The sequence below is a fragment of the Bacillus sp. PAMC28571 genome, from assembly GCF_014250435.1.
Taxonomy (GTDB): Bacteria; Bacillota; Bacilli; order Bacillales; family Bacillaceae; genus Bacillus; species Bacillus safensis.
Genome location: NZ_CP060191.1, coordinates 1,781,191 through 1,803,838 on the forward strand (window position 1 = coordinate 1,781,191; position 22,648 = coordinate 1,803,838).

General features: G+C 41.2%; 22 protein-coding genes, 1 other RNA gene and 1 riboswitch. Of the genes, 6 read left to right on the plus strand and 17 right to left on the minus strand.

The features are described from left to right. The first annotated feature begins 260 nt into the window (after positions 1–260). Positions 261–1,115 (plus strand): polysaccharide deacetylase family protein, encoded by an 855-nt coding sequence (locus H7F25_RS08775; protein WP_185854496.1) that lies wholly within the window; start codon positions 261–263, stop codon positions 1,113–1,115. Between the two features lie 192 nt (positions 1,116–1,307). Here the strand turns inward: H7F25_RS08775 and pbuX are convergent, their stop codons facing one another. The 12 genes from pbuX to H7F25_RS08835 all read right to left on the minus strand — a co-directional run bounded on the left by pbuX (position 1,308) and on the right by H7F25_RS08835 (position 14,266). Next, positions 1,308–2,627 (minus strand): xanthine permease PbuX, encoded by a 1,320-nt coding sequence (gene pbuX / locus H7F25_RS08780; protein ID WP_185854497.1) that lies wholly within the window; start codon positions 2,625–2,627, stop codon positions 1,308–1,310. Next, complete coding sequence (gene xpt / locus H7F25_RS08785; protein ID WP_024422759.1) at positions 2,624–3,208, minus strand: xanthine phosphoribosyltransferase; 585 nt, start codon at positions 3,206–3,208, stop codon at positions 2,624–2,626. The genes pbuX and xpt overlap by 4 nt, the downstream gene beginning before the upstream one ends. Before the next feature lie 117 nt (positions 3,209–3,325). Further along, positions 3,326–3,425: riboswitch (purine riboswitch) on the minus strand. 136 nt (positions 3,426–3,561) lie between these two features. Beyond that, a complete protein-coding gene (locus tag H7F25_RS08790; protein WP_185854498.1) occupies positions 3,562–5,067 on the minus strand; it encodes a carboxypeptidase M32 in 1,506 nt (501 codons plus the stop codon). A gap of 125 nt (positions 5,068–5,192) precedes the next feature. Next, positions 5,193–7,130, minus strand: coding sequence for an ATP-dependent DNA helicase (locus tag H7F25_RS08795; RefSeq protein ID WP_185854499.1), 1,938 nt, complete (start codon positions 7,128–7,130; stop codon positions 5,193–5,195). 75 nt (positions 7,131–7,205) lie between these two features. Beyond that, a complete protein-coding gene (locus H7F25_RS08800; protein ID WP_024422762.1) occupies positions 7,206–7,403 on the minus strand; it encodes a hypothetical protein in 198 nt (65 codons plus the stop codon). Between the two features lie 121 nt (positions 7,404–7,524). Next, positions 7,525–8,664 carry a THUMP domain-containing class I SAM-dependent RNA methyltransferase gene (locus tag H7F25_RS08805; RefSeq protein WP_185854500.1) on the minus strand — a complete coding sequence of 380 codons (1,140 nt, stop codon included), beginning with the start codon at positions 8,662–8,664 and terminating at the stop codon, positions 7,525–7,527. Positions 8,665–8,772: 108 nt separating this feature from the next. After that, positions 8,773–9,159, minus strand: an RNA gene (gene rnpB / locus H7F25_RS08810) — RNase P RNA component class B. A gap of 60 nt (positions 9,160–9,219) precedes the next feature. Next, on the minus strand, positions 9,220–9,525 hold the full coding sequence (gene gpsB, locus H7F25_RS08815) for a cell division regulator GpsB (protein WP_012010336.1): 306 nt from the start codon (positions 9,523–9,525) through the stop codon (positions 9,220–9,222). Between the two features lie 75 nt (positions 9,526–9,600). After that, positions 9,601–10,143: an SLOG family protein gene (locus H7F25_RS08820; protein WP_029706022.1), complete on the minus strand. Its 543-nt coding sequence runs from the start codon at positions 10,141–10,143 to the stop codon at positions 9,601–9,603. Positions 10,144–10,191: 48 nt separating this feature from the next. Then, the gene (locus H7F25_RS08825) at positions 10,192–10,431 is read right to left on the minus strand and encodes a CotD family spore coat protein (protein WP_073206049.1); all 240 of its coding nucleotides are present in this window, start codon (positions 10,429–10,431) and stop codon (positions 10,192–10,194) included. Between the two features lie 316 nt (positions 10,432–10,747). Continuing rightward, the gene (locus tag H7F25_RS08830) at positions 10,748–11,995 is read right to left on the minus strand and encodes a ribonuclease H-like domain-containing protein (RefSeq protein WP_185854501.1); all 1,248 of its coding nucleotides are present in this window, start codon (positions 11,993–11,995) and stop codon (positions 10,748–10,750) included. A 24-nt stretch (positions 11,996–12,019) separates the two neighbouring features. Continuing rightward, on the minus strand, positions 12,020–14,266 hold the full coding sequence (locus H7F25_RS08835; protein ID WP_151862681.1) for a DEAD/DEAH box helicase: 2,247 nt from the start codon (positions 14,264–14,266) through the stop codon (positions 12,020–12,022). Between the two features lie 159 nt (positions 14,267–14,425). On the opposite strand from H7F25_RS08835, the gene H7F25_RS08840 reads away from it, so the two are divergent. Then, positions 14,426–15,544, plus strand: a complete 1,119-nt coding sequence (locus tag H7F25_RS08840) for an NADH-dependent flavin oxidoreductase (protein WP_024428115.1) — start codon at positions 14,426–14,428, stop codon at positions 15,542–15,544. A gap of 53 nt (positions 15,545–15,597) precedes the next feature. On the opposite strand, the gene H7F25_RS08845 is transcribed toward H7F25_RS08840, so the two are convergent. Further along, positions 15,598–16,104 carry a PTS sugar transporter subunit IIA gene (locus H7F25_RS08845; RefSeq protein ID WP_024422767.1) on the minus strand — a complete coding sequence of 169 codons (507 nt, stop codon included), beginning with the start codon at positions 16,102–16,104 and terminating at the stop codon, positions 15,598–15,600. Positions 16,105–16,273: 169 nt separating this feature from the next. Between H7F25_RS08845 and H7F25_RS08850 the strand changes: the two genes are divergently transcribed. After that, positions 16,274–16,693, plus strand: coding sequence for an Hsp20/alpha crystallin family protein (locus tag H7F25_RS08850; RefSeq protein ID WP_171464477.1), 420 nt, complete (start codon positions 16,274–16,276; stop codon positions 16,691–16,693). Positions 16,694–16,712: 19 nt separating this feature from the next. On the opposite strand, the gene H7F25_RS08855 is transcribed toward H7F25_RS08850, so the two are convergent. The 3 genes from H7F25_RS08855 to H7F25_RS08865 form a co-directional block, all read right to left on the minus strand. Further along, positions 16,713–17,171, minus strand: coding sequence for a YppG family protein (locus H7F25_RS08855; protein WP_225315529.1), 459 nt, complete (start codon positions 17,169–17,171; stop codon positions 16,713–16,715). Positions 17,172–17,279: 108 nt separating this feature from the next. Further along, complete coding sequence (locus H7F25_RS08860) at positions 17,280–17,660, minus strand: YppE family protein (protein WP_224426683.1); 381 nt, start codon at positions 17,658–17,660, stop codon at positions 17,280–17,282. 49 nt (positions 17,661–17,709) lie between these two features. Then, positions 17,710–17,943 (minus strand): DUF5446 family protein, encoded by a 234-nt coding sequence (locus tag H7F25_RS08865; protein WP_225315530.1) that lies wholly within the window; start codon positions 17,941–17,943, stop codon positions 17,710–17,712. Between the two features lie 197 nt (positions 17,944–18,140). Between H7F25_RS08865 and sspM the strand changes: the two genes are divergently transcribed. Then, entirely contained in the window at positions 18,141–18,245 is a 105-nt protein-coding gene (gene sspM / locus H7F25_RS08870; protein WP_024422772.1) for an acid-soluble spore protein SspM, read from the plus strand. 23 nt (positions 18,246–18,268) lie between these two features. On the opposite strand, the gene H7F25_RS08875 is transcribed toward sspM, so the two are convergent. Next, positions 18,269–19,225, minus strand: coding sequence for a DUF2515 domain-containing protein (locus H7F25_RS08875; protein ID WP_151039999.1), 957 nt, complete (start codon positions 19,223–19,225; stop codon positions 18,269–18,271). Between the two features lie 46 nt (positions 19,226–19,271). Here H7F25_RS08875 and recU point away from each other — a divergent pair, with 46 nt between their 5' ends. After that, positions 19,272–19,907 carry a Holliday junction resolvase RecU gene (gene recU, locus H7F25_RS08880; RefSeq protein ID WP_024428112.1) on the plus strand — a complete coding sequence of 212 codons (636 nt, stop codon included), beginning with the start codon at positions 19,272–19,274 and terminating at the stop codon, positions 19,905–19,907. 19 nt (positions 19,908–19,926) lie between these two features. Further along, positions 19,927–22,641, plus strand: a complete 2,715-nt coding sequence (locus H7F25_RS08885) for a PBP1A family penicillin-binding protein (protein ID WP_133744138.1) — start codon at positions 19,927–19,929, stop codon at positions 22,639–22,641. Positions 22,642–22,648: the final 7 nt, after the last annotated feature.

Genomic DNA, 22,648 nt, shown 5'->3' on the forward strand with positions numbered 1-22,648 from the left:
ATCTCCCTTTCGCTTCGAATTAATGGTCAAATCTGCTGCTATCTTAGCGTATAAATATTAACGTTTCGATCATTATTCAGAATGATTTTATTTAAACATGAATGGATCACTTTTTTTGCTGATCAACACAAAGTAACAACCATATAAAAAGGATTTTTTCCACTATATACATAATCAATATGAGTACCAGAAAAACAGTGAAAAAAGAAAGGATCTACAACATGGTTCAGCTCAAAATTTAATTGACTGGAGTGATTGTAATGAAAAAGGTTTCCAAAAAAAAGACACCCTACAACACGATACTTCTCTCAAAGGTAATTGGTTTAGTGCTTCTTACACTGTTTCTCTTTTTTATCTGGGATATGTCTAAACCCCATTTGCAGGCGACAAATGGGCAAGCAAAAAATGTTGCCAGCAGTGACTTCCGTGACACAAGCATCAGTCTGAAAGCAAAAGATCAGTCTACAAGAACATTGGATACACATTTTAAGACCAATCCAAACCAACAGGCAACGAATAAAACGGTCTTTTTAACATTTGATGATGGTCCTTCTGCTACATCAAATCAGCTGTTAAATGTATTAAAAGCACATCACGTGAAGGCGACGTTCTTCATGCTTGGACCGCAAATCCAAGCACACCAATCAGCTGTGAAAAGACTTTATCAAGAAGGACATCAATTAGGTCTTCATGGCATGACGCATGATATAAACCTCTTTTATCAGAACAGCGAGTCTCCCGCAAATGAAATGAGAGAAGCTCAGCGTATTCTTGCCTCTGTTACTGGCGTCTACAGCCGTATTGTAAGAACCCCCTTTGGCAGTGTTCCAAATTTAACATATCATCAAAAAGTACGTTTAAACCAAAATGGCTTTATTTACTGGGACTGGACGATTGATAGCCTTGACTGGAGATATAAAAACTCACAATATGTTCCAGAGGTATTGAATCAATTGCAAATGTTTGAGAAAAATAAACCATGGGAACCAAAGGTTATTTTAATGCATGATCAACCCTCTACCACAAACTATTTAGATAGCCTGATTATACAGCTAAAAGCAAGGGGCTATACATTTGCAGTCATTAACGAAACAATGCCGCCGGTACAACATTAATAGTGCTAATCACAAAAAGCCCGTATCCAAAAGATGCGGGCTTTCAGCTTGTAGACAAACCCTCACACGCTCCTTCCTAGGATCCTAGGACTTCAAAGGTTTTTTATCAAGCTAAAAAGAAGACAAAGAGTTAAAATAAAAGGTTATTTTAGCTCTTTGTCCATCATCTGAACCCCTCTCCAAGAGAGGGGTTTACATAACAGATTGCTTAGGTTCTTCTACCAGGTCATGCCCGGCTTCTTTTTTAAAAGGAATCAAGTGATAAATAATATGAAGCAAAATAGCGGTAAAGCTTCCGGCCACAATGCCGTTACTTGTTAATAATTTAATCGATTCTGGCAGATGCTCAAACATTTGCGGTACGACAGTAACTCCTAAGCCGATTCCCACGGAGCAAGCGACGATCAGCAAGTTCTCCTGCTTTGCAAAGTCCACGCGCGAGAGCATTTTAATACCGTATGCAATGACCATGCCAAACATGGCAACCATTGCACCGCCAAGAACTGATTTTGGAATAATCGTCGTAAAGGCAGCGATTTTAGGAAAAAGACCAAATAACATGAGCAATGCTCCTGTGACGACAATGACTTGGTTTTTCTTAACGCCTGTTAACTGGATCAATCCAACATTTTGCGAGTAGGCTGTATACGGAAAAGCATTAAAGATTCCGCCTAATAACACAGCAATCCCCTCTGCCCGATAGCCTTTAGCCAAATCCTTCTCTTTTAATGACCGGTTTGTTAAATCACCTAATGCGAAATAAACGCCTGTTGATTCAACTAATGACACAATCGCAACTAACGTCATGGTCATGATTGGTGCAAATTCAAAGGTCGGCATCCCAAAATAAAATGGCTCAATCATACGGAAAACCTGAGCGTTTGCCACCTCAGCTGTTTCCACTTTCCCCATAAACGCAGCAACAGCTGTCCCAAGAAGAATACCGATTAAAATGGCGATCGCCTTCATAAATCCTTTCGTGAATCGATAGAGCAGTACAATGATAAACAGTACAAGGAAAGCGAGTCCTAGATTTTCAAAAGAACCATAGTCTGCACTTCCTTCTCCTCCTGCCATATTGTTCATCGCTACAGGAATGAGGGTGATACCAATAATGGTGACGACAGAACCTGTGACAACAGGCGGGAAAAATTTCACAAGCTTTCCAAAGAAAAATGAAAGAAGAATGATAATACAACCTGAAGCGATAATACTTCCATAGATAGACGAAACTCCATACTTAGAGCCAATCGCAATCATAGGCGAAACAGCAGTAAATGTACAGCCTAATACAACAGGCAGACCGATCCCAAAGAAGCGGTTTTTCCATACTTGAAGCAATGTGGCAGCCCCGCACATGAAAATATCCGCCGAGATTAAGTAAGTCAGCTGTGCAGGCGTGAGCCCGAGCGCATCTCCAACAATGAGCGGCACAAGAACAGCACCGGCATACATCGCCAGCACATGCTGAATACCCAGTGAGAGCGTTTTGACTTTTTTAGCGGCACTCATGATTGTACCTCCCGTACAAACGTGACTTTCCCTTCCTCAAGTGATTCAATACGTGCGAGGGACTCAACGCGGTAGCCCATTTGCACAAGCGCATTTCTTCCAGGCTGGAATGATTTTTCAATGACAATGCCAAATCCGGCTACTTTCGCCTTCGCCTGCTTTGCAATCGCAGCAAGTCCTTTCGCAGCTTCACCATTTGCTAAAAAGTCATCGATGATTAACACACAATCATTTTCACTAAGATGCGTATTTGAGACAGCAATCGTGCTTTCTACTTTTTTCGTAAAAGAGTACACACTGGCTGTTAATAGGTTATCCGTTAATGTGAGTGATTGACGTTTTCTTGCAAACACAACAGGGACTTGAAGAGCAAGCCCAGCCATCACAGCAGGTGCGATGCCTGAAGATTCGATTGTGATGATTTTTGTAATGCCATCATGCTTAAATAATCTAGCAAACTCTTGCCCGATCTCATGCATTAACACAGGATCAATTTGATGATTTAAAAAAGCATCTACCTTTAATACTTGATTTGACAGAACGATTCCTTCGTTCTCAATTTTTTGACGTAACAATTCCATCATTCTTCCCCCTAGCATTTTGGCAAACATTCGATTTTTTGCATAAAAAAAGCATTGCTGTCCATGAGGAGCAAGCAATGCGAAAACGATCAACGGATCTTCAGCTCAAACAAGAGCTGTTTCATTTTGCTCACTCATAGTCGGACCGTATCGGTGTCCGGTAGAAACTTGCGTGCCATCATCACGCGATTATATGAGTGTTATAGTGTTCAAATTATAACAAGATTTCAGACGCTTGGAAAGCACTTTTCTAGAAAAATACCGAACTTAAATAATAGATCAGAACAAAATGTTCGTTTTTAGAATATTCAAGCATCAAAAAAGCACCCCTCTCATGAAAGGGTGCCCTTCTTTTATGATAAATACAGTTTCGTATATTTATCTGTTAAGTAGTCGATTAAATATTGCACATTTAATTCTTCGCCTGTTGCATCTTGAATGATTTCAGATGGCTTTTTCCGTTTTCCATGCTGATGAACATGTTCCGTCAGCCATTCTTTTATCGGTGCAAAAGACCCATTTTGAATGAGCTCATCAAAATTTGGTAAATCTTTGATCATTTGCTGCTTTAATTGCGCTGCATACATATAACCAAGGGCATATGAAGGGAAATAGCCAAAGCTTCCATCAGACCAGTGAACATCCTGCAAGATACCGAGTGCATCATTAGGAGGCGTAATACCAAGATACGCTTGATATTTTTCATTCCAAAGTGCAGGCAGATCTTCAACTGCTACTTCTTCATTGAAAATCGCTTTCTCAATTTCATAGCGGATGATAATGTGAAGCGGATATGTCAGTTCATCGGCTTCAATTCGAATGTAAGTCGGCTTCGATTCATTCACTGCATGCACAAAGTCTTCTAAAGAAACATCTTTAAATTGCTCAGGTGAAGCTTCTTGCAGCTTTTGATAATACGTTTTCCAGAAATCTTCGTGTCTGCCGATAAAGTTCTCAAAGAAAAGAGACTGTGATTCATGGATACCCATCGAAGTCCCATCACATAAAAGTGTTCCGCTCAGTGCTTCATCAATGTTTTGCTCATAAATCGCATGACCACATTCATGAATCGTGCCAAAGATCGCCATTCGAAAATCATGCTCATCATAACGAGTCGTCACACGTACGTCACCTCTGCTTAACGTTACAGCAAATGGATGGACTGTTGTATCAAGGCGGCCTGCGTCAAAATCATATCCTAATTCTTTTAAGAAAAAGAGACTCAATTCCTTTTGTTTATCGATTGGGAAGCTTTTCGATAAAAATGAAGTATCCGGCTTATTAGGTGAGTCTTCGATTTTTTTCACAAGAGGAACAATAGCGTCACGAAGTGCACCAAATTTTTGATCAAGCTGTTCAACCGTCATATCTGGCTCATAGTTATTGAGCAGCACATCATAAGGCGTTTTTTTCACGCCCCAATATTGGATGAAACGCTTGTTAAAGTCAATAAGCTGTTTTAAGTATGGTGCAAAGAGTGAAAAGTCTGATTTCTCCCTTGCTTCTACCCATACATGCTCCGCTTTTGATTGCAAAATCGAGTATTCTTTAAATTCTTCTTTCGGAATTTTACTGTTTTCATCATACTCTTTTTGTGATAATTCGAGCGCCTTCTGTGTATCTTTTGACAGCTCATCTCGATGTTTGTTTAATGCGAGAAGAAGATCTCTCATTTCATCAGAAGTCTTCATATTAAAAATATCACTTGATAATTGACCGATCGTTTCAGCTCTAAAATCCGCACTTTTTTTAGGTGCTTGTGTTCTAGAGTCCCAATAAAGTAAATGGAGCGCCTCTGTATAATGGGCGATTTTCCCTAGTAATTGATAAAACGCTTTCTCAGTTGCTTCAAGACTCATGCGTTTGTTCCCCCAATCAATAAAATATGTATGTACGTTTCAAGGCTACTTCAATGAATGTTCTTTTGTCAATGAAAAAGGAGGATACACCGTAGTATCCTCCTCATTTGCAAGCTTTCACCTATTTAAGATGTGATGATGGGCTTCACTGGCAGGACAGATTCAATTTTACTTTGAAGCTTAGTATCTTCCTGACGATCAAAGTAAATATGAATGCTTCCTGCGTCTTGGCTTGTCCGGATCAGTCTTCCGATCCCTTGGCGTAAGCGAAGCAGCATATACGGAAGGTCAACTTCAGCATGTGCATCCTTTGCTTCATTCCGTTTCGCTTCAAATACTGGATCATGCGGCGGATAAGGAAGTCCCCAGATGATCACATTCGTTAATGATTCACCTGGAATATCAAGCCCTTCCCACAGATGAACTGAGCATAACACGGATGTTTCATCAGCTTGGAACTTTTGAACAATCGTGCTGATTTCCTCGTCTCCCTCAAAATATACGTCAAACGGCAGTGATTCATTTGCTGCTTCAAGTTGTTTTCTAAAGAAATGAAGTTCATCAAATGAAGGGAAGAGAATCAGAGATCGTCCTCCATTTTCTTTCAGCTGAGTGATCACTTGCTGTGCTTTTGCCTCTTGCTCAGCGAGCTGCTGAATTCCATGGAAATAAATCTTCATTTGTTCATCGTAATCATACGGCGAAGCGACACTCATTGATAAGTAATCTTTAATCCCAAGACTTTCAGCTAAATAATCAAAGGATTGATTCTCAGACAATGTAGCGGAAGAGAAAATATATGGTCTTTTTTGCGAGAATACTTTTTCGCCAAGTACCTCTGCGACCGTCTTCGGCATCACAACAAATGTTGTATCTAATTCCTGTTTTTCCAGCCAGCTAATGGCATTTTTTTGATAAAGCGATAAAGAATACGCCATTTGTTCAATGTATTCTTCCACAACAGATAATTCGTATTGATCGATCGTATACATCTCAGATTCAAACACGAGCGCTTCTCCGATTTTTTCAAGCAAGTCACACAATTCACTTGCAGAACGCTTCACCTCATCGACACGCCCAATTTCAAGCCGGTGCGAGCCTTTGACTTCTTTGGCATGCGTTTTTAAGAGATAAAAGAACTCATCGTTTGTTGCAAGTGCATCTTCAACAAGCTCTGCAAATTCTTCGCGTATGTCGTTTTGCAAAAGACGTTCCAAAAATGTTTCGAGCGTTGATTGCTTCACTCGGTACGTTAACGCTTTTTGTGCGGCAAACTCGAGAAGATGTCCCTCATCAAATACGACGGAGCTATGCTCAGGAAGCAGCGGAAGCTGACCCTCACGTTTCCGGGATTCCTTCGTCCACACATGCTCCATGTAAAAATCATGTGAACAGATGATGAGATCTGTCGCTTTCCGGTAATGATCTCTTGATAAATTCAGACCGCAGCGATGACGCATATCGCACGTCAGGCAGTCCTGAAACGAGTCATAGCCAATTCGTGACCATTCATCATTTGATAACTCTGGATACTCTTTTCGATCGCCATACGGATAAAAGGTTTGCATGCCATGTGATTCATGGACAAATGAAGGCAGTGATTCATAAATATCGAGCCACTTTTCATCATCTTCACGCTGCATCGTTTTCTCCAGCTTTTTTAAGCATAAATATTGATCATGCGATTTACTTAATCTCGCATCTATTTGAATATCAAGGTGATTGGCAATTTTATAGATATCACCTTCTTGTTTAACAAGCTGTTCAATTAACGTTTCGTCTGCACATGCAATAATCGCAGGCTTCCCTGTATACCTTGCATATGTGACGGCAAATAATAGATAGACGATGGTTTTGCCTGTGCCTACCCCAGCTTCGGCAAACATCACACTTTTTTCTTTAAAGGCTCTTTCTAGTTGAAAAGCCATAAATATTTGTTCATCTCGAAGATCAAAGCCCTTTTCTGGCAAAATGTCATAAAACACATCACCAATCCAGTTGCCCAGTTCTTCGTAAAAATTGTGTTCTTTTGATAATGAAAAAGGCAAACGAGATGCTGTCACCTGCTTCAACCCCCAACTTTTGAATCATTCAGACATTCAATAGTACCATTTACGCTGGGGAAAAACAATCTTTTTTTATGAGCGCAGGCGATGTTGATAGCTTTCCTTCATTAAAAATGCATGCTCAGAACGTTCTATGTATGCCTGAGCCAGCGCCAAATCTTCAATGGCTGCCGTAAGCTGAGCAGATTGTCCACCTTCATGCCCTTCAATTTCTTGAGCAGTCGAAGCGAGTGCTTTTTGGATTAACTGAATTTGATCATAATGAATCATGAAGACACCTCTTTTTTTAAAATCAAGTTCAGTTTATTCCGCCTTGCTGAGAGTTATACCTTTTCTGCATAAAAAAGCCGCACCCCTCTTTCGGTGCGGCCATTTCTTACGATTCGGTTGGTTACTTTCTAGGCGGGCGTTTTCCCCAATATTGATAATAGTCTGTTTTAATAAATCCATTAAACAGTTTTCTCTTTTTCGTCGCTTTTCTTCCGAAGCACTCTTCGAATTTTTCGTGTGACGTTAAGATGTAAATGGACCATGTATCTAGGTTCTTAAACGCTTCACCCATTCCTTGATACATTTTTTCAACTGCTGGTTTATCACTCAGTCGTTCACCATAAGGAGGATTTCCGACAATCACACCGTACTCTTCTTTTGTTTGAAAGTCTTTTACTTGCATTTGTTTAAACTCAATCAGTTCACTCAGTCCTGCTTCTTCTGCATTCATTTTTGCGATATCTATCATACGATGGTCGATGTCACTTGCAATAATGCGGAGCGGCTGATCATAGTTTGCTTTTTCTTCTACTTCCACACGCGCTTTGTTCCATACGTCTTCACCGATCCATTCCCATGATTCAGACGCAAAATCCCGGTTAAATCCTGGGGCAATGTTTTGTCCTATCATCGCTGCTTCAATGGCGATTGTTCCTGATCCGCAGAAAGGATCAACAAACGGACGGTCAGGTGTCCAGTTCGTTAATAAGACGAGCGCAGCAGCAAGCGTTTCTTTAATAGGTGCTCCGCCTTGATCCATGCGGTATCCGCGTTTATGAAGACCTACACCAGATGTATCAAGCGTAAGAACCGCTTTATCTTTTAAAAGAGCGATCTCGATTTTATATTCAGGTCCCGTCTCTTCAAGCCATTCAGACTGAATGTTGTAGGAGGATTTAAGCTTTTGCGCAATGGCTTTTTTGACGATGCGCTGACAGTCCGGCACACTGGCAAGCTGAGATTTAACAGATTTCCCGATGACAGGAAACGTACTGTTTTTTGGTAAAAAAGCAGCCCAGTCAATCGCTTTCGTCCGTTCAAAAAGCTCATCAAATGTTTTAGCCGAAAATTCAGCAACTTGTACCTTGATCCGGTCTGCTGTACGCAGCCAAAGGTTTGCACGGCAAATCGCAAGAGCATCCCCCTTGAAAATCACTTTTCCGTTGTCGACTGTGCACTCATAGCCAAGGTCTCTTACTTCTTTTGCAACAATTGCTTCAATTCCCATTGGAGCTGTTGCGATGAGTGTATAGGTTTTCATTGATTTATCACCTGTTTTCTCGTCCTTTTATGTATTCAAGATAAAAGCTCTCCATATGTTGAAATAGGAGAGCTTTGTTTCATCATGTTTATTATAACGGATTTAACGTTCTGTAAGCCATGTTTTGTTCCATCGTACTGCAAATGGCAAATGCCTCGTACTCAGGTGGTAATCATCTATCTACAGAATTCTCTGTCCTTCTCTCCGTTTGGTTCCTTTGAGAAAGTTCCCCTACCAAGTTTGGGTTTCTCGCTCGAGGGGTTTACCGCGTTCCACTCTCACCATTTCTAGTGAGACTTCGTCACTGTGGCACTTTCAAGGATACTTTGCCATATCCTAAAAAGGACGTAGGCATTTTTCCTGCCGTCAGCCTTTCCCAGGCTGCCCTGGCTTATTTTTTCGCCAGGCACGAACACTACGGGCATCTCAGCACCGTGCGAGCATGGACTTTCCTCTGCAATGCCCTAAATAGCATTACAGCGATTACCCGAACGTTAATCAATAAGCGTTATTATAAACGACAATGACATCTGACACAAGCTTTTTCAGCAACACTCAATCATAAAGTTTGCTGCCAAATACGTGTTTCTCAAGGTTCGATAGTCTTTTTAAAATATCAAAGTTTGTTGTATTAGACTGTGCAGGCTGTCTTTTCCCTTGTTCAACAGCTTCTTCAAGCTGTTTTGACAAGTGGAGGTTTTCTTGTTGAAGTTTTTCGATTTCTTGGTTGAATGTCTCATAGTCTTTAATGACCATATCTAAAAATTTATCGACTTCTTCTTGTTTGTACCCTCTGACACCTGTTTTAAATTCTTTTTCTAAAATTTCTTTCGCAGAAAGCTTTACTTTATCAGCAAGCATCTTTTTCACCTCATATCGTGAATTCATAGTATATTTTTTCAGAAATACGTGACGTTGTCAAATTTTCTCTTGCTTTTAATCAAAAAACGGATCTTCCGCCTCAACCTGTGCTCTTAGATCATCCATCGTGATGTACATAATCGGGTAATCGGTATAGGCTTCCGCCTCCCTGATCATATACTTCGGCGATCCCTCATGCTCGGGATCATATAAGACGAGAAGACCATCTGTTTTTTCAATAAAAAAGCGGTTCTTTTGTTTAAATTGTGCCGGACTTTCGTACGGTCTATGCGTGACACTTTCTACAAAATCGGCCTGTGCAAGAATTCCTTCATACAACTCTTTGTTTTGTTCATTCCAGCGCTCTTCCTGTTCATAAAATGGCGTTATGACTGCAAGTTTTAACGCTGGATATTCCTCCTGAAGCTCAAACACCACTTCGGCTGTCCAAATTTCTGCCCCAAGCTGGCCTGAGATGAGAACCCATTCCAGACCTTCTTCGATAAGGGCTGTCAGCCTTTTTTGAAGCTCCGCTTTTATGTATTGAAGTGCAGGCTCGTCTTGTTTGAATATCCCAAGCTCAAACGGCTTGTACCCTGTGACAGCAATAATTTTCATTTTTTCACCTGCTTTTAAAAAATGGGACTTATAAAAGTCCCATTCACTTTATCTGTTACAGCAAGGTCCACCGCAGTTAAAGTGTTGATGTGTTGTCGGGTCCACCTGAGAAAACGTATGCGGGAAGTAGTGAACATGTTTGAAATTATGGTGGTGAACATTTGTCACATGCTGCGGGTGGATATGCGGCACAATTGTTGTTGACTCGCTGTGTGTACAGCAATGATTCGTCGGATGAACAATTGGCTGTGTAACATTCGGATGGCAATGATGGTGATGATGGTACATGTAGCATTCCCCTCTCCTTTATTTTCTTACATTAACAATGTATGAATTAAGAGGTGTACATGTACTAATGCATTAACCTATTTTAAAAGTTGGCAAGAAAAATATCTTTATAGTTTGAAAACACAAAAGCGACCAAAATGACCACAAGAAAAAACAAGTAGAAAAGACCCTTATACATGCTATACGCTCCTCATTCAATATCTAACGTTATTTTACAGGATTCGCGGACTTTCTACAATAAAAGTGCTAAACAATTTTTATTTTCGGCCGAGAGCCGAACGTTGTCATTTTTTGCGCTTTCCCGGGTAATAATATTTCATTGCCCAACTTTTCTCAATAGCCGTTTTTTTCGCTTCTCAAGCTCTTTTGTGTCTCGCTCGCTTAACGATGAGAAAGATAATAAAGATTCCGTGATGGAAAGAGCTGACCTTGCATCTTTTTGGCGATGCTCTTTACACTTCGCAAGCTCTATACCCGCTTTTAATGCTAAATGGACATCACTTGATTCAAATAATGTTTCCCAAATTCGAACTGCTTCATCCCACTCGTTTAGACGTTTATATTGTAAGGAGAGATCAAAAGCCGCCTGATTGGCATGTTCAAAATCAGCACCTGTTAATTCCCGCAAATGCTTTGTAGCTTCCTGTACATCACGATGCGCGAGATGCCACCTAGCCAGTGCGTATTTCTCATCGTGCTCCTTTACCGCATCCATAGATAGAATTTTTTTGGATAGATGAATGTAGAGGCTAATTAACGAAAGGACGTCTAATTCATTATGAGTCAAAATCCCTTCAATGAGCTTCGGATTTTGTTCCTTTAAAAAATGAAAATAGATCATCGGTGCCAAAAAACCCGGTGTGTCTCCTTCCCGGTGAACGTGCAGCTCTTCTTTTTCAACCACAGATAGCGCCATTCGTTCATATTTATGCTTCCACAACCGTCTTGACCCATGCAGAAGATCAAAGTGGCCAAACTCTGGAAGCGCAGGGATTTGATCTCGTAGCAAAGTATGTCTCGTTTTCACTTGCGGCCAATCGAATGATTTTCCATTATATGTAACGAGCGATTCTACGTTCACTTCATCGAGAAAGCTTTTATAAAGAGCCGCTTCATTTCCCGGATTTGTGAGCAGGTGCTGTTTCACCACTACTTTGTCAGCAAAGACCCGCGCATGTCCTAGCAAGAAGATCATATTTCCCGTTCCACCAGATAATCCAGTTGTTTCTGTATCAAAGAAAAACAGTTCATGCGGCTTGTAACCTTTAGCCGATAGAGAATGCTGGATGCTGCTTTTGTTCCATGCCTCGATGATCTTTGGCAGTTCCGCAAACGAGTAGAGTCCATGCTTATCATCTAATGAATAGGTGACTTCTCGAATGAGACAAAAAGAATCCTCAAAGTGATAAGGAGCTGCACCCAATTGCTCCCATTCCTTTAAAAATGGAATGTTTTCGGCCGTCACAGGCAGAGGTTGCCCTTCCACTGCTTTTGGCCGTTTTTCGTTTGGCTGGTTGTGCGATAGGTGCTTCTTCATTCGATTTAATTTCCCTTTTAAAGACATAAGTAAGTATCTTCCTCCTTCCCCTTAAAATACAGACATCAATTCAACAATGCTGCTTTTTCCGCTCACCTCTTTCATTTCCATGCCAATGCAGGATGGACAGCCGTTCTCACAGCGGCACCGCTCTATCAGCTGAATGGCTGCACCTGCTATTTCATCGAAACGAGCTTGGACTTCTTTGCTTAAACCGATTCCGCCAGGGTAGTGGTCATATAAAAAGACTGTCGGTTTACCGGTATGTGCCGCTTTAATTTGTGAAACAACATGAATATCTGAGCGGTCACACATCACAAAAGCAGGTACAATGTGCTGAAGAACATTTGCGATGCCAAGCAGGAGTTGTTCAAGTGTCTTTTCTTCAAATCTCCGCTCTGCCTCGTGTAATTCAAACCAAGCCGCACTCGTATGAATTTCTTCTTCCGGTAAGTGAATCGGTCCAGACCCGATATTTTCACCAGTACTGAGCCGGATTTTTTTGAAAATTGTAGGCATTGCGTTGACAGTCACATCACCGTAGTGAACAGATACAGCTTCTTTCTCTGTCGTCTGATCGATTTCCAGTACCTTGAGCTGAACAGCTAAATTCGCATCTGTATAGTATTCTACATCTACTTGTTTCACATAAGCCTTCAGATGCTCGTAATCTAGCTTTTCTACTTGATACTGAACCCCTTCATGTAAATAAATCGCCTCATCATGCAGCAATGTCATTGCACTGAATCGATCCATCTCTCCAATAATCCGAACATTCGCTACGTCGGATTGATCCACAATTACCACATTTTCTTGGCTTGCAGACCGCAGGCTAATGCCATGCGCTGGGAACGATTGATCTGACCAATAATACCGGTTCCCGGTAAAATGAAGAACCCCTTCCTCATGTAAGTATTGCAAAATGTCTTCTACTTCCATGCCGCCAAACTGTTCATCCCTCCGAAATGGCAGCTCGTAGGAAGCACATTTTAGATGATCCACTAAAATAATGAGATTTTCAGGATTGATTCTGGCTGCTTCAGGTGGTCTATTAAAGAAATATTCAGGGTGTCTGACAATATATTGATCAAGGGGTGAGGAACTCGCCACCATGATAATGAGCGCCTCCTCATGACGCCTTCCAGCACGTCCTGCCTGCTGCCATGTACTCGCTACACTGCCAGGATACCCCGTCATAATGCATACCTTTAGCTGACCTATATCTACCCCTAATTCTAGTGCGTTCGTGCTCACGACACCTAGAATGTCTCCTTCTCTTAATCCCTTTTCAATCACGCGCCGCTCTTTTGGCAAATAGCCTCCGCGATACCCGCGAATCGATTTTGGACCGATTTCTTTTTTCACAAGCTCTTGAATATGACTTAAAATCACTTCTACTCGTACTCTGCTTCTAGCAAAAACGATCGTTTGAATTTTTTCTTTTAAAAATGTTTTAGCCAATTGGTTGACGACAGTGGCAGCGCTTTGTCTAATATTTAATGGTTTATTCACCACTGGCGGGTTATAAAACACAAAATTCTTTTTACCGCTAGGCGCTCCGTTTCGTTCAATAAGATGCACTTTGCTACCTGTGAGCTGCTGCGCCAGCTCTTTTGGATTTGCAATCGTTGCTGAAGTACAAATGAAAATCGGATCACTTCCATAAAATGCACAAATTCGTTTTAACCTGCGAATCACATTAGCCACATGACTGCCAAATACGCCTCGATATGTATGAAGCTCATCAATGACAATATACTTCAAATTCTCAAATAAACTGACCCATTTCGTATGATGAGGCAAAATAGCTGAATGCAGCATATCTGGGTTTGTGATGACAATATGTCCTGCTTGTCTGACTCGCTGCCGAATGGCCGGGGAGGTGTCCCCGTCATATGTTTCACTATGAATCGGAACATCCATCTCGTGGATGATCTCGTTAAGTTCACTCTTTTGATCCTGTGCGAGCGCTTTTGTTGGAAATAAATAAAGAGAGCGGTTTGTCTGGTCTTCTGCAATCGACTGAAGAACAGGCAGATTGTAGCAAAGCGTTTTACCTGAAGCTGTTGGTGTAACCGTTACTACATGCTCACCATCCATTACTCGTTCAAAGGCTTCTTTTTGATGAATATACAGCTCTTTCACGCCTCGTATTTCAAGCGCCTTTTTTAGCCTGTCGTCCACTCTTTCAGGAACGGGTGAGGTCTGTGCAGGCTTTGCTTCAATTTCATGCCAATGTTCTATCTGTTCGTCTTTCTTTAATTCTTCTATCAGTTCGTTCATTGTTTTCTTTTTCATATTGCGTCCACCTCTCATTCTAGTGTACCGAATATTTGTTTGCATGACTAGGCGGCAATTTTTTGATGCGGACTTATGAGCAAATACTTTGAACTGTTGTAACAGTATCGATTACACTTCTATAGTGAAATGATTTTATGAAGGAAGAAGATGATCAGATTGAAAAACGAATTTAAGCCTTTATTTGAACCATTTACGTTTCCAGGAGGCGCCTCTATTGATGGCCGGTTAGTGGTTGCTCCAATGACACACTTTGGTTCTCATGACGACGGCACCATTTCAAAAGACGAAATTGACTTCATTACAGCTAGATCAAGTGAAATGGGCATGGTGATTACAGCATGTGCGAATGTGACTCCAGATGGGAAGGCATTTGAAGGACAGCCTTCTATCGCAAGAGATGAAGATATCCCTGGCCTGAAAAAACTGGCTTCAGCTATCCAGGCAAAAGGAACAAAAGCCATTATTCAAATTCATCACGGCGGCTCTCAGGCTCTCCCTCATTTAGTTCCAAACGGTGATGTGGTTGCGCCAAGTGATGTGTTTAAAGATGGAAAACAAATTGCACGCGCTTTAAAAGAAGAGGAAATTACGCATATTATCGACTCCTTTAAAGAAGCAGCAAGACGAGCGGTTCAAGCAGGGTTTGACGGCGTGGAAATTCACGGGGCAAACGGTTATTTATTACAGCAATTTTACTCACCGCATAGCAATCAGCGTACAGATCAATGGGGAGGAAACGAAGAAAAACGTCTAGCTTTCCCTATTGCTGTTGTAGATGCAGTTAAAGAGGCCATCAAAGAGCATGCGGCTAAACCGTTTATCTTTGGATACCGGTTATCTCCTGAAGAGCCAGAAACTCCTGGTTTAACAATGACAGAGACGTTTACATTAGTGGATGTTCTCAAAACAAAAAGCCTCGATTATTTGCATATCTCTTTAATGGAGATTGGCTCTAAAGCAAGACGAGGCGCAGATTCTAATAAGACACGTATGGAACTGCTAAAAGAACGCTGCGGCGATGCTCTTCCGCTTATTGGAGTAGGCAGCGTCATTACAGCTGAAGATGCACTCCATGCTTACAATCAAGGAATTCCTCTCATCGCTGTCGCACGAGAGCTGATCGTCGACCCAGATTGGGCAAAGAAAATTAAAGAAGGCAGAGAACAAGAGATTGAAACCGTCATTAAACGCAGCCAAAAAGACAAGTATCTTATTCCAGAAGGATTGTGGTCTGTCATGGAAGCGAGTCAAGGCTGGGTTCCAATGGAGGATTAATGTCCTCACCTCAATAAAAAACTACCCTATCAATGGGTAGTTTTTTTCATGAACTATTTCATTTTCACTGTAAAGAGCTTGGACGTCTGCTTTTCTACAGAGCCTTTTGGTTCTTTATCAAGTCGTTCGATAAGGTCACCGTTCATAATCACAATCGGTGTCACTGTACTTGACGCTTTCTCTTCAATCAGTTCTAAATCACACGTAATAAGAGGATCCCCGATTTTCACCTTATCCCCTTCTTTCATGTGCGCTTCAAATCCTTCACCATTTAACCCAACTGTTTCAAGTCCAATATGAATCAGAAGCTCAAGCCCCGAGAGTGTTCGAATGCCAATTGCATGTTTTGTATGGAAGAGCTGAATGATTTCACCCTCTACTGGTGACACAATCGTCCCACTTTTTGGTTTTACTGCTACGCCGTCTCCCATCATCTTTTGAGAAAAGACGGGATCTGGTACATCAGTCATATCCATTAACTCTCCATCAACTGGAGAATAAATGACTTCTTCCTTTACATCATCTTGGTTTTTTCCGAAACCGAATAATTTTTTCAGCAATGTCAATTTGCTCCCTTCAAGCTTTGCTTCCTAAATCTATTTCGTGTATGAAACTTTACGCCCATACACCTTGCTTCATTCAACACTATTTAATCATAATTTTTTCCTCTCATCAATTGATAACCGCCTGAGCCCCCTCTGCATAGGCTGTAGATGAGAGGTGATTCAGATGAAACATGAAGGCGAAAAAAAACATGAAATGCTGGCAAATGAAGATATGCTATATGAAGCGATTGAACAATTTTTTGCATCCTCCCCGTTTCACGAGATATTAAATAGTGCAGAGGCACTCATGACCACATCGCATTCACTTGCATCCATTACGACCGATGTGACAGAGGATGAACAGAATGTGTATATCGAGATTCAATTTCCAGACCATTTTGTCGAAGGAGACATTGCGCTAGAAGTAAAAGCCCAATATTTACACTTATCAGTACAGGAAAAAATCAAAACGAATACGACTACCTCGTATTCAAGTTTTAATAAAACGATTTTAATGCCGGCAAAAATAGATGAGACAAAAATGAAGAGTGTGTGGAAAGATCAATCGCTTCATGTGTCTGCGCCAAAGCAAACAACCCAATAGTTCAATCTATTGGGTTTAGCTATGCTTTAAAAATGCTTGTAAATCCTTTCGCCAATGAGCCTACTTGATTCATTGTACTCATCATTTGGCCAGCTGTATCAAACATTTTGTTAAAATCGTATTGCCCATTCGTCTTTTTGAATTGTGACAGCACACTTTTAAATTGAGATGGCTGCTGTTTTTGCGGCCTTGGCAATGGATAAGGGTTCATAGGCGGCTGCATGGGCATCATGCCTGGAGGCGGCTGCATTTGGGGTGGATTCATCGCTTCAGGCGGCTGCATAAGCGGCACGTTTTCTTGGTATCCATAAGGCGGCTGATAAACAGTAGATGGTGCCTGATTCATTCCCCCTCCACCTTGATACGGCGGCATGAAATAGTCTGGAGGCTGCGGAGGCTGCTGCATTTCTGGATACGGAAAAGGCCTTTGCGTGAATTGATTGAATTCATAAGGCTGCTGGTTTGAATAAGGGAACATCTATCTCGCTCCTCTCGCTCTCAACACATATTGATGTCACTCATATATTATGACCAAGAGCAGAAGATGTGCCTAAAGAAGCCATAAGAAAAACGCAGCATCATGTCTTTAGCTGCGCTTTTTGATTTCTTCTATTAAAAGATTCAGAGTGTAAACCACTGACTCAACTAAATTTTTTACACGGGGTGCGTGCTGTTTACCAAAATAAGATTGCAGGACAACCTCTTTACCATTTTCTTTTACGGCTTCAAGCTGTTCTTGGTGTAAATATCTAGGTTTGGCCTGCTCAATAAACGAGATCGCAGCGGTGAGCCACTCCTCCATTTTCTGATCAAATGTAACAACGGCCGGCTGAATATCCGTATAAAAATCATACGATGGGTACTCCTCTTCAGCCTTTCCCTTTTGGTACTGCTCATATGCTTCTTCGATCCATATTCTCAAGTTTTGTGTATGTTCAAGTAATGTTTGATTATCCAAAGTGTTCACCTCTATGAACCATCCTATCAAACGTTTACCTATTGCTCAAATAGAAAAGCTATCCGGCGTGATATGCCGGTCTTACTGCCAGTTTATACTCGGCTGCATGAAGCTTCACTTCACAGTCCTTTACTTCTGATTCAAGCCGGTCAATCATTTGTTCTTGCTCTTCTATCGCTGCACGTTTCGTCTGCTTCACAGCAAGAGACAGCTCTTCCTCCACTGCATCAATTTTTCGCTCGATTTCCTCTAACAACTGCATAATGGATTCTTTTGATACAAATTCGCTCATCATCAGATTCCTCCTTTATTGTCTCTCGTTACATTCTCTTTTCTTTCTCCCCCTCCTTCACACATGACAAAACTAGAAGCAAATCGCCAATCTAAGTGTAGATAAGCGCTATTTCTTCCTTTTCGACAGATGCTTGTCCTTCTTTGTATGATTGCGTCCGATTGTGTAAATTCTAAGGACAAAAGGAGGTAGATTTCATGAAAAAGCAGCCAGCACCAAAAGAGCAAAAGCCAAAAGGGAAAGAAAACAGTCCAGATCAGCTTGATAAAAAGCTCGGCGGTCCTAATCGTCCATCTACGTAAAAAAAGCAGGCACCCCCTGCTTTTTATTTATGCAAAAAATAATGCTCTAATGAGAAAAGAAAACGAAGCTGTCTTTTTTTATGGAAATACCAGTCGGTCAGATCAATCTGCTTTGGCAGCGGCTCTGCCTCAAATAAAGATGAACTCAATTTCTTTTGAAACCAATCTTCCCTTTGATCGTCTAATGAATGTGTCATCACCGGATAAACCGTCCGAAGAAAAGGTGTTGACCTTCTAGCGATCCCTAAAAACGGCTCAAAATCAAACCGAGACCCCGTATGCGGAACGGTATGCAAAAAATGATAAAAATCCGAAAACAAATCGGCTCGAAATAATAGTTTCGCTAGTTTTTTACCTAATGTAATGCGCTCCTTTACATTGGAAAACTTCCGTATGGTTAAGCCATACAAATGGCCGTCCACCGTTGGAAAAACAACGGTTTGGAAATGTCCCCACTCGCTGAAAAGATATTGAATCGAGTGAAAAACATTCTTTTTCAGAAGAGGATTTTGTATAATAGGAGATTGTATAGTATATTGTTCATTTATGATGAGTGCATATAGCAGACGCTCTGTGTCACGCTTTAGCCAGAAACGTTCCCACTCAGCGCTCATAAAACGAGACACGGAGAAATAAGGCAGCAGATGAAACAAAGGTTTACTGCACCTTTTAGACCATTCATACAAAAGAAGCTGAGGGTAAGCATCCGAAAAGATCAGCCAATTCGCTCTTTCATATGCTGTGAAAAAAAGGTGCCCCTGCTGATCCGTTAAACCTGGATGGAAGAGCTCGCCCTTTAAATCCGTCATGGACCACCCAGCATTTCTCGAGACAAAGGAAGCGAGCAGCGACCATTTCATCTCCGGATGCCGGTCATAAAAGCGCTTGTAAGCATTTGTCCTCGTCAGGTTGTCTTTATTTTTTGCTTTCGTTTCACGCAAAATTTGCTGAGTGATGATGTGCTCTTCTTGGGACAACATGGTGATCTCTCCAATACAAAATGCATTAAAAGGAGGCTGAAACTTGATGATTCGGTATCCAAACGGAAAATCGTATCAGCCCATTCAACAAATTGGGACAAAAAAAAGAATCAGCGGCGAATCCTCTTATAGTAACCGCGGGATGACGCTTGAGGCTGATTTAAATGAAACGAACCAATACTATTTGGTCAACGGGATCGCAGTCATTCATAAAAAGCCTACCCCAGTTCAAATTGTGAATGTGGATTACCCAAAAAGAAGTGCTGCTGTCATTAAAGAAGCCTATTTTAAACAATCATCCACAACAGACTATAACGGGGTGTATAAAGGCCGCTATATCGATTTTGAAGCAAAGGAAACCAAAAGCACTACCTCGTTTCCGCTCAAAAATTTCCACGACCATCAAATTGAGCATATGAAACAGGTTGAAAAGCAAGGCGGCATTTGTTTCGTTATTATATCCGCTTTTGGCTCCGTTTATTATTTGCCCGCTTCAGATCTCTTTTACTTCTGGGAGCGGCAGAAGAAAAACGGCCGTAAATCCATTAGCAAAGACGAATTAATGGAAGCTGGCCACATAATGACACTTGGATATTCGCCAAGAATTGATTATATTAAAGTAGTGGAGACACTTCATTTTTCGGATGAAAGCAATCAGCAATTACGTTCGAAAAAGGTTTAACACGAAAGGTTGAGATGTGATGTCTGATCAATTTACAAGTCGTGAACAGCGACGTAAAGCAAGTCAAGTTAACAATAAGAAGCAAAAGAACAAAAAAGGCAAAAAGAAAGCAGGTCTATTTAAAAAAATATTTTTATCTTTACTCGTGATCGGTCTACTTTGTTTAGTTGCCGGAATCACAACTTTTGCCGTTTTTGCATCAAGCGCTCCTTCTATTGATGATAGTAAGCTTAAAACACCATACTCTTCAAAGCTTTATGATAAAGACAAGAAAGTGTTTGCAGAAGTTGGTGCAGAAAAAAGAACGTATGTCTCGATAAAAGATATACCCGATGTGGTAAAAGACGCATTTATTGCGACTGAAGATGCACGTTTTTATAAGCACCACGGGATTGATCCAATCCGTATCGGCGGTGCCCTTGTCGCAAACGTTGAGGACGGCTTTGGTGCTGAAGGCGGAAGTACCATTACACAGCAGGTTGTGAAAAACTCCCTCCTAACCAATCAAAAGACGTTAAAACGGAAAGTACAGGAAGTATGGCTCTCGATTCAGCTTGAGCAAAAATACTCTAAAGATGAAATTTTGGAAATGTATTTAAACCGGATTTTCTTCTCTCCTTATGCTTATGGAGTTGGGAAAGCAGCTGAACAATTTTTCGGAGTCACAGATTTAAATAAACTAACCGTTGCACAAGCTGCTACACTTGCAGGTATGCCGCAGAGTCCTTCTGCCTATAACCCAGTGAAACATCCCGAGGCAGCGGAAAAACGCCGTAATATCGTTTTAAGCCTTATGAAAAAACAAGGCTACATTTCAGAAAAAGAATATGACGTTGCAAAAGCAACCCCTGTCAGCAAGACAGTTGTTTCAGCTAGTAAATATAAGAGCCAAAACTCTAGTAAGTACTCTGCCTACATTGAAGAAGTAATGGAAGAAGTACAGAAAAAAGCCAAAGTGGATGCATCAACTGACGGATTAAAAATCTATACTTCCCTTGATCGAAATGCACAGGATCATCTAAATGATATCATCAATGGAGATTCAGTTGGATTTACGAAAGGGATGCAGGCGGGTGTGACCCTGCTTGATACGAAAAATGGTGAAATACGCGCCATTGGCGGTGGACGTGATGTACCAGCCGGCGGCTTTAACTATGCGACGGATGCAAAACGCCAGCCAGGGTCCACAATCAAACCGATCTTAGATTACGGCCCAGTCATTGAAAACAAAAAATGGTCAACATATCAGCAAATTGATGATGCGCCGTATACGTACTCAGATGGTACACCGATTAACAACTTTGACAGAAGACATTTAGGTAAAATGTCGATGAGAAGTGCTTTGGCACAATCGCGTAACATCCCTGCACTTAAAGCATTCCAAGAAGCTGGTTCAGCCAATGCCGCTCAATTTGCTAATAATTTAGGCATGGACTTACCTTCTGATATTCCAGAATCTTATTCCATCGGTGGATTTGGAGATGGTGTGTCTTCATTAAAAATGGCAGGTGCATTTAGTGCATTCGGTAATAACGGATACTATAATGAACCGCACGCTGTCACATCTGTTGAATTTAATGACGGGACAAAGCTTGACCTTACGCCGGACTCAAAAGCAGCAATGAGTGATTACACAGCATTTATGATTACAGATATGCTGAAAACTGCTGTCCAATCTGGTACTGGTACACTTGCACAAGTACCGAACGTTCAAGTAGCTGGTAAAACAGGTACAACGAACTTCACACAAGACGATATTAATAAACACAATATCCCTTCTGGCGGTGCGAAAGATTCGTGGTTTGTCGGTTATACGCCGCAATATACAGCAGCCGTTTGGACTGGAATCGGTAATTCAAAAGATGCAGACGGCAAAATATGGCTGAATGATTACGAGCAGCGTGTTGCCAAAATCGTCTTCCAGCGATTGATTTCTCAAATTGATGATGGAAGCGGCTCATTTGAAAAACCAGACAGTGTCGTTGAAGCTACGGTTGAAAAAGGATCCGATCCTGCAAAATTAGCCGGACCGAATACACCAAGTGACAAGAAGACAACAGAATACTTTGTTAAAGGAACGGTACCAACAAAAGTCTCTGACACATACGAGAAAAAAGAAGCCGATAAGCCTTCTGATTTAAAAGCGGTGTATGATGAAGAGAAAAAATCCATCACACTGACTTGGGGCTATTCTGACGACGCTGATGCTACATTTAATGTCAAGCAAGCAGTTGATAATGGCGGCTATAAAGAGATTCAAAACAGCTCTGCTAAAGAAGCGGTTATCTCTGATGTGAAGCCTGGCTCCACTTATAAATTCCAAGTGACAGCCACTGTAGATGATGTCACGAGTAAAGCGGCTTCTACCTTCCTCACCATTAAGGATGACGCAGATGAGGAAGAAAAAGCGGATGATGAGAATAAAGAAGAAGAAGAACCGCAGCAGCCTGACGACGAACAGACAGACCAAACAGACGATAACAAAAATCAGCCCCCTGGCACTGATGAGCAAAAGCCTGATGACAAAAAAGATCAAGATAAGGATAAGGATCAGGACCAAGGTGGAAATACAGAAAACGGAAATAATGGTTCTTCAGAAAATGGCTCAGACAGTACAAATGGGAACAGCAACTCGCAAACTGATAATAAAGATAAAAAGAAAGATGATGAGAAAGCCAACTCGCAAAGTTCCAATTCGCAATCAAATGCTACTTCTCGAAAAGAAGATGAATAATGAAAAA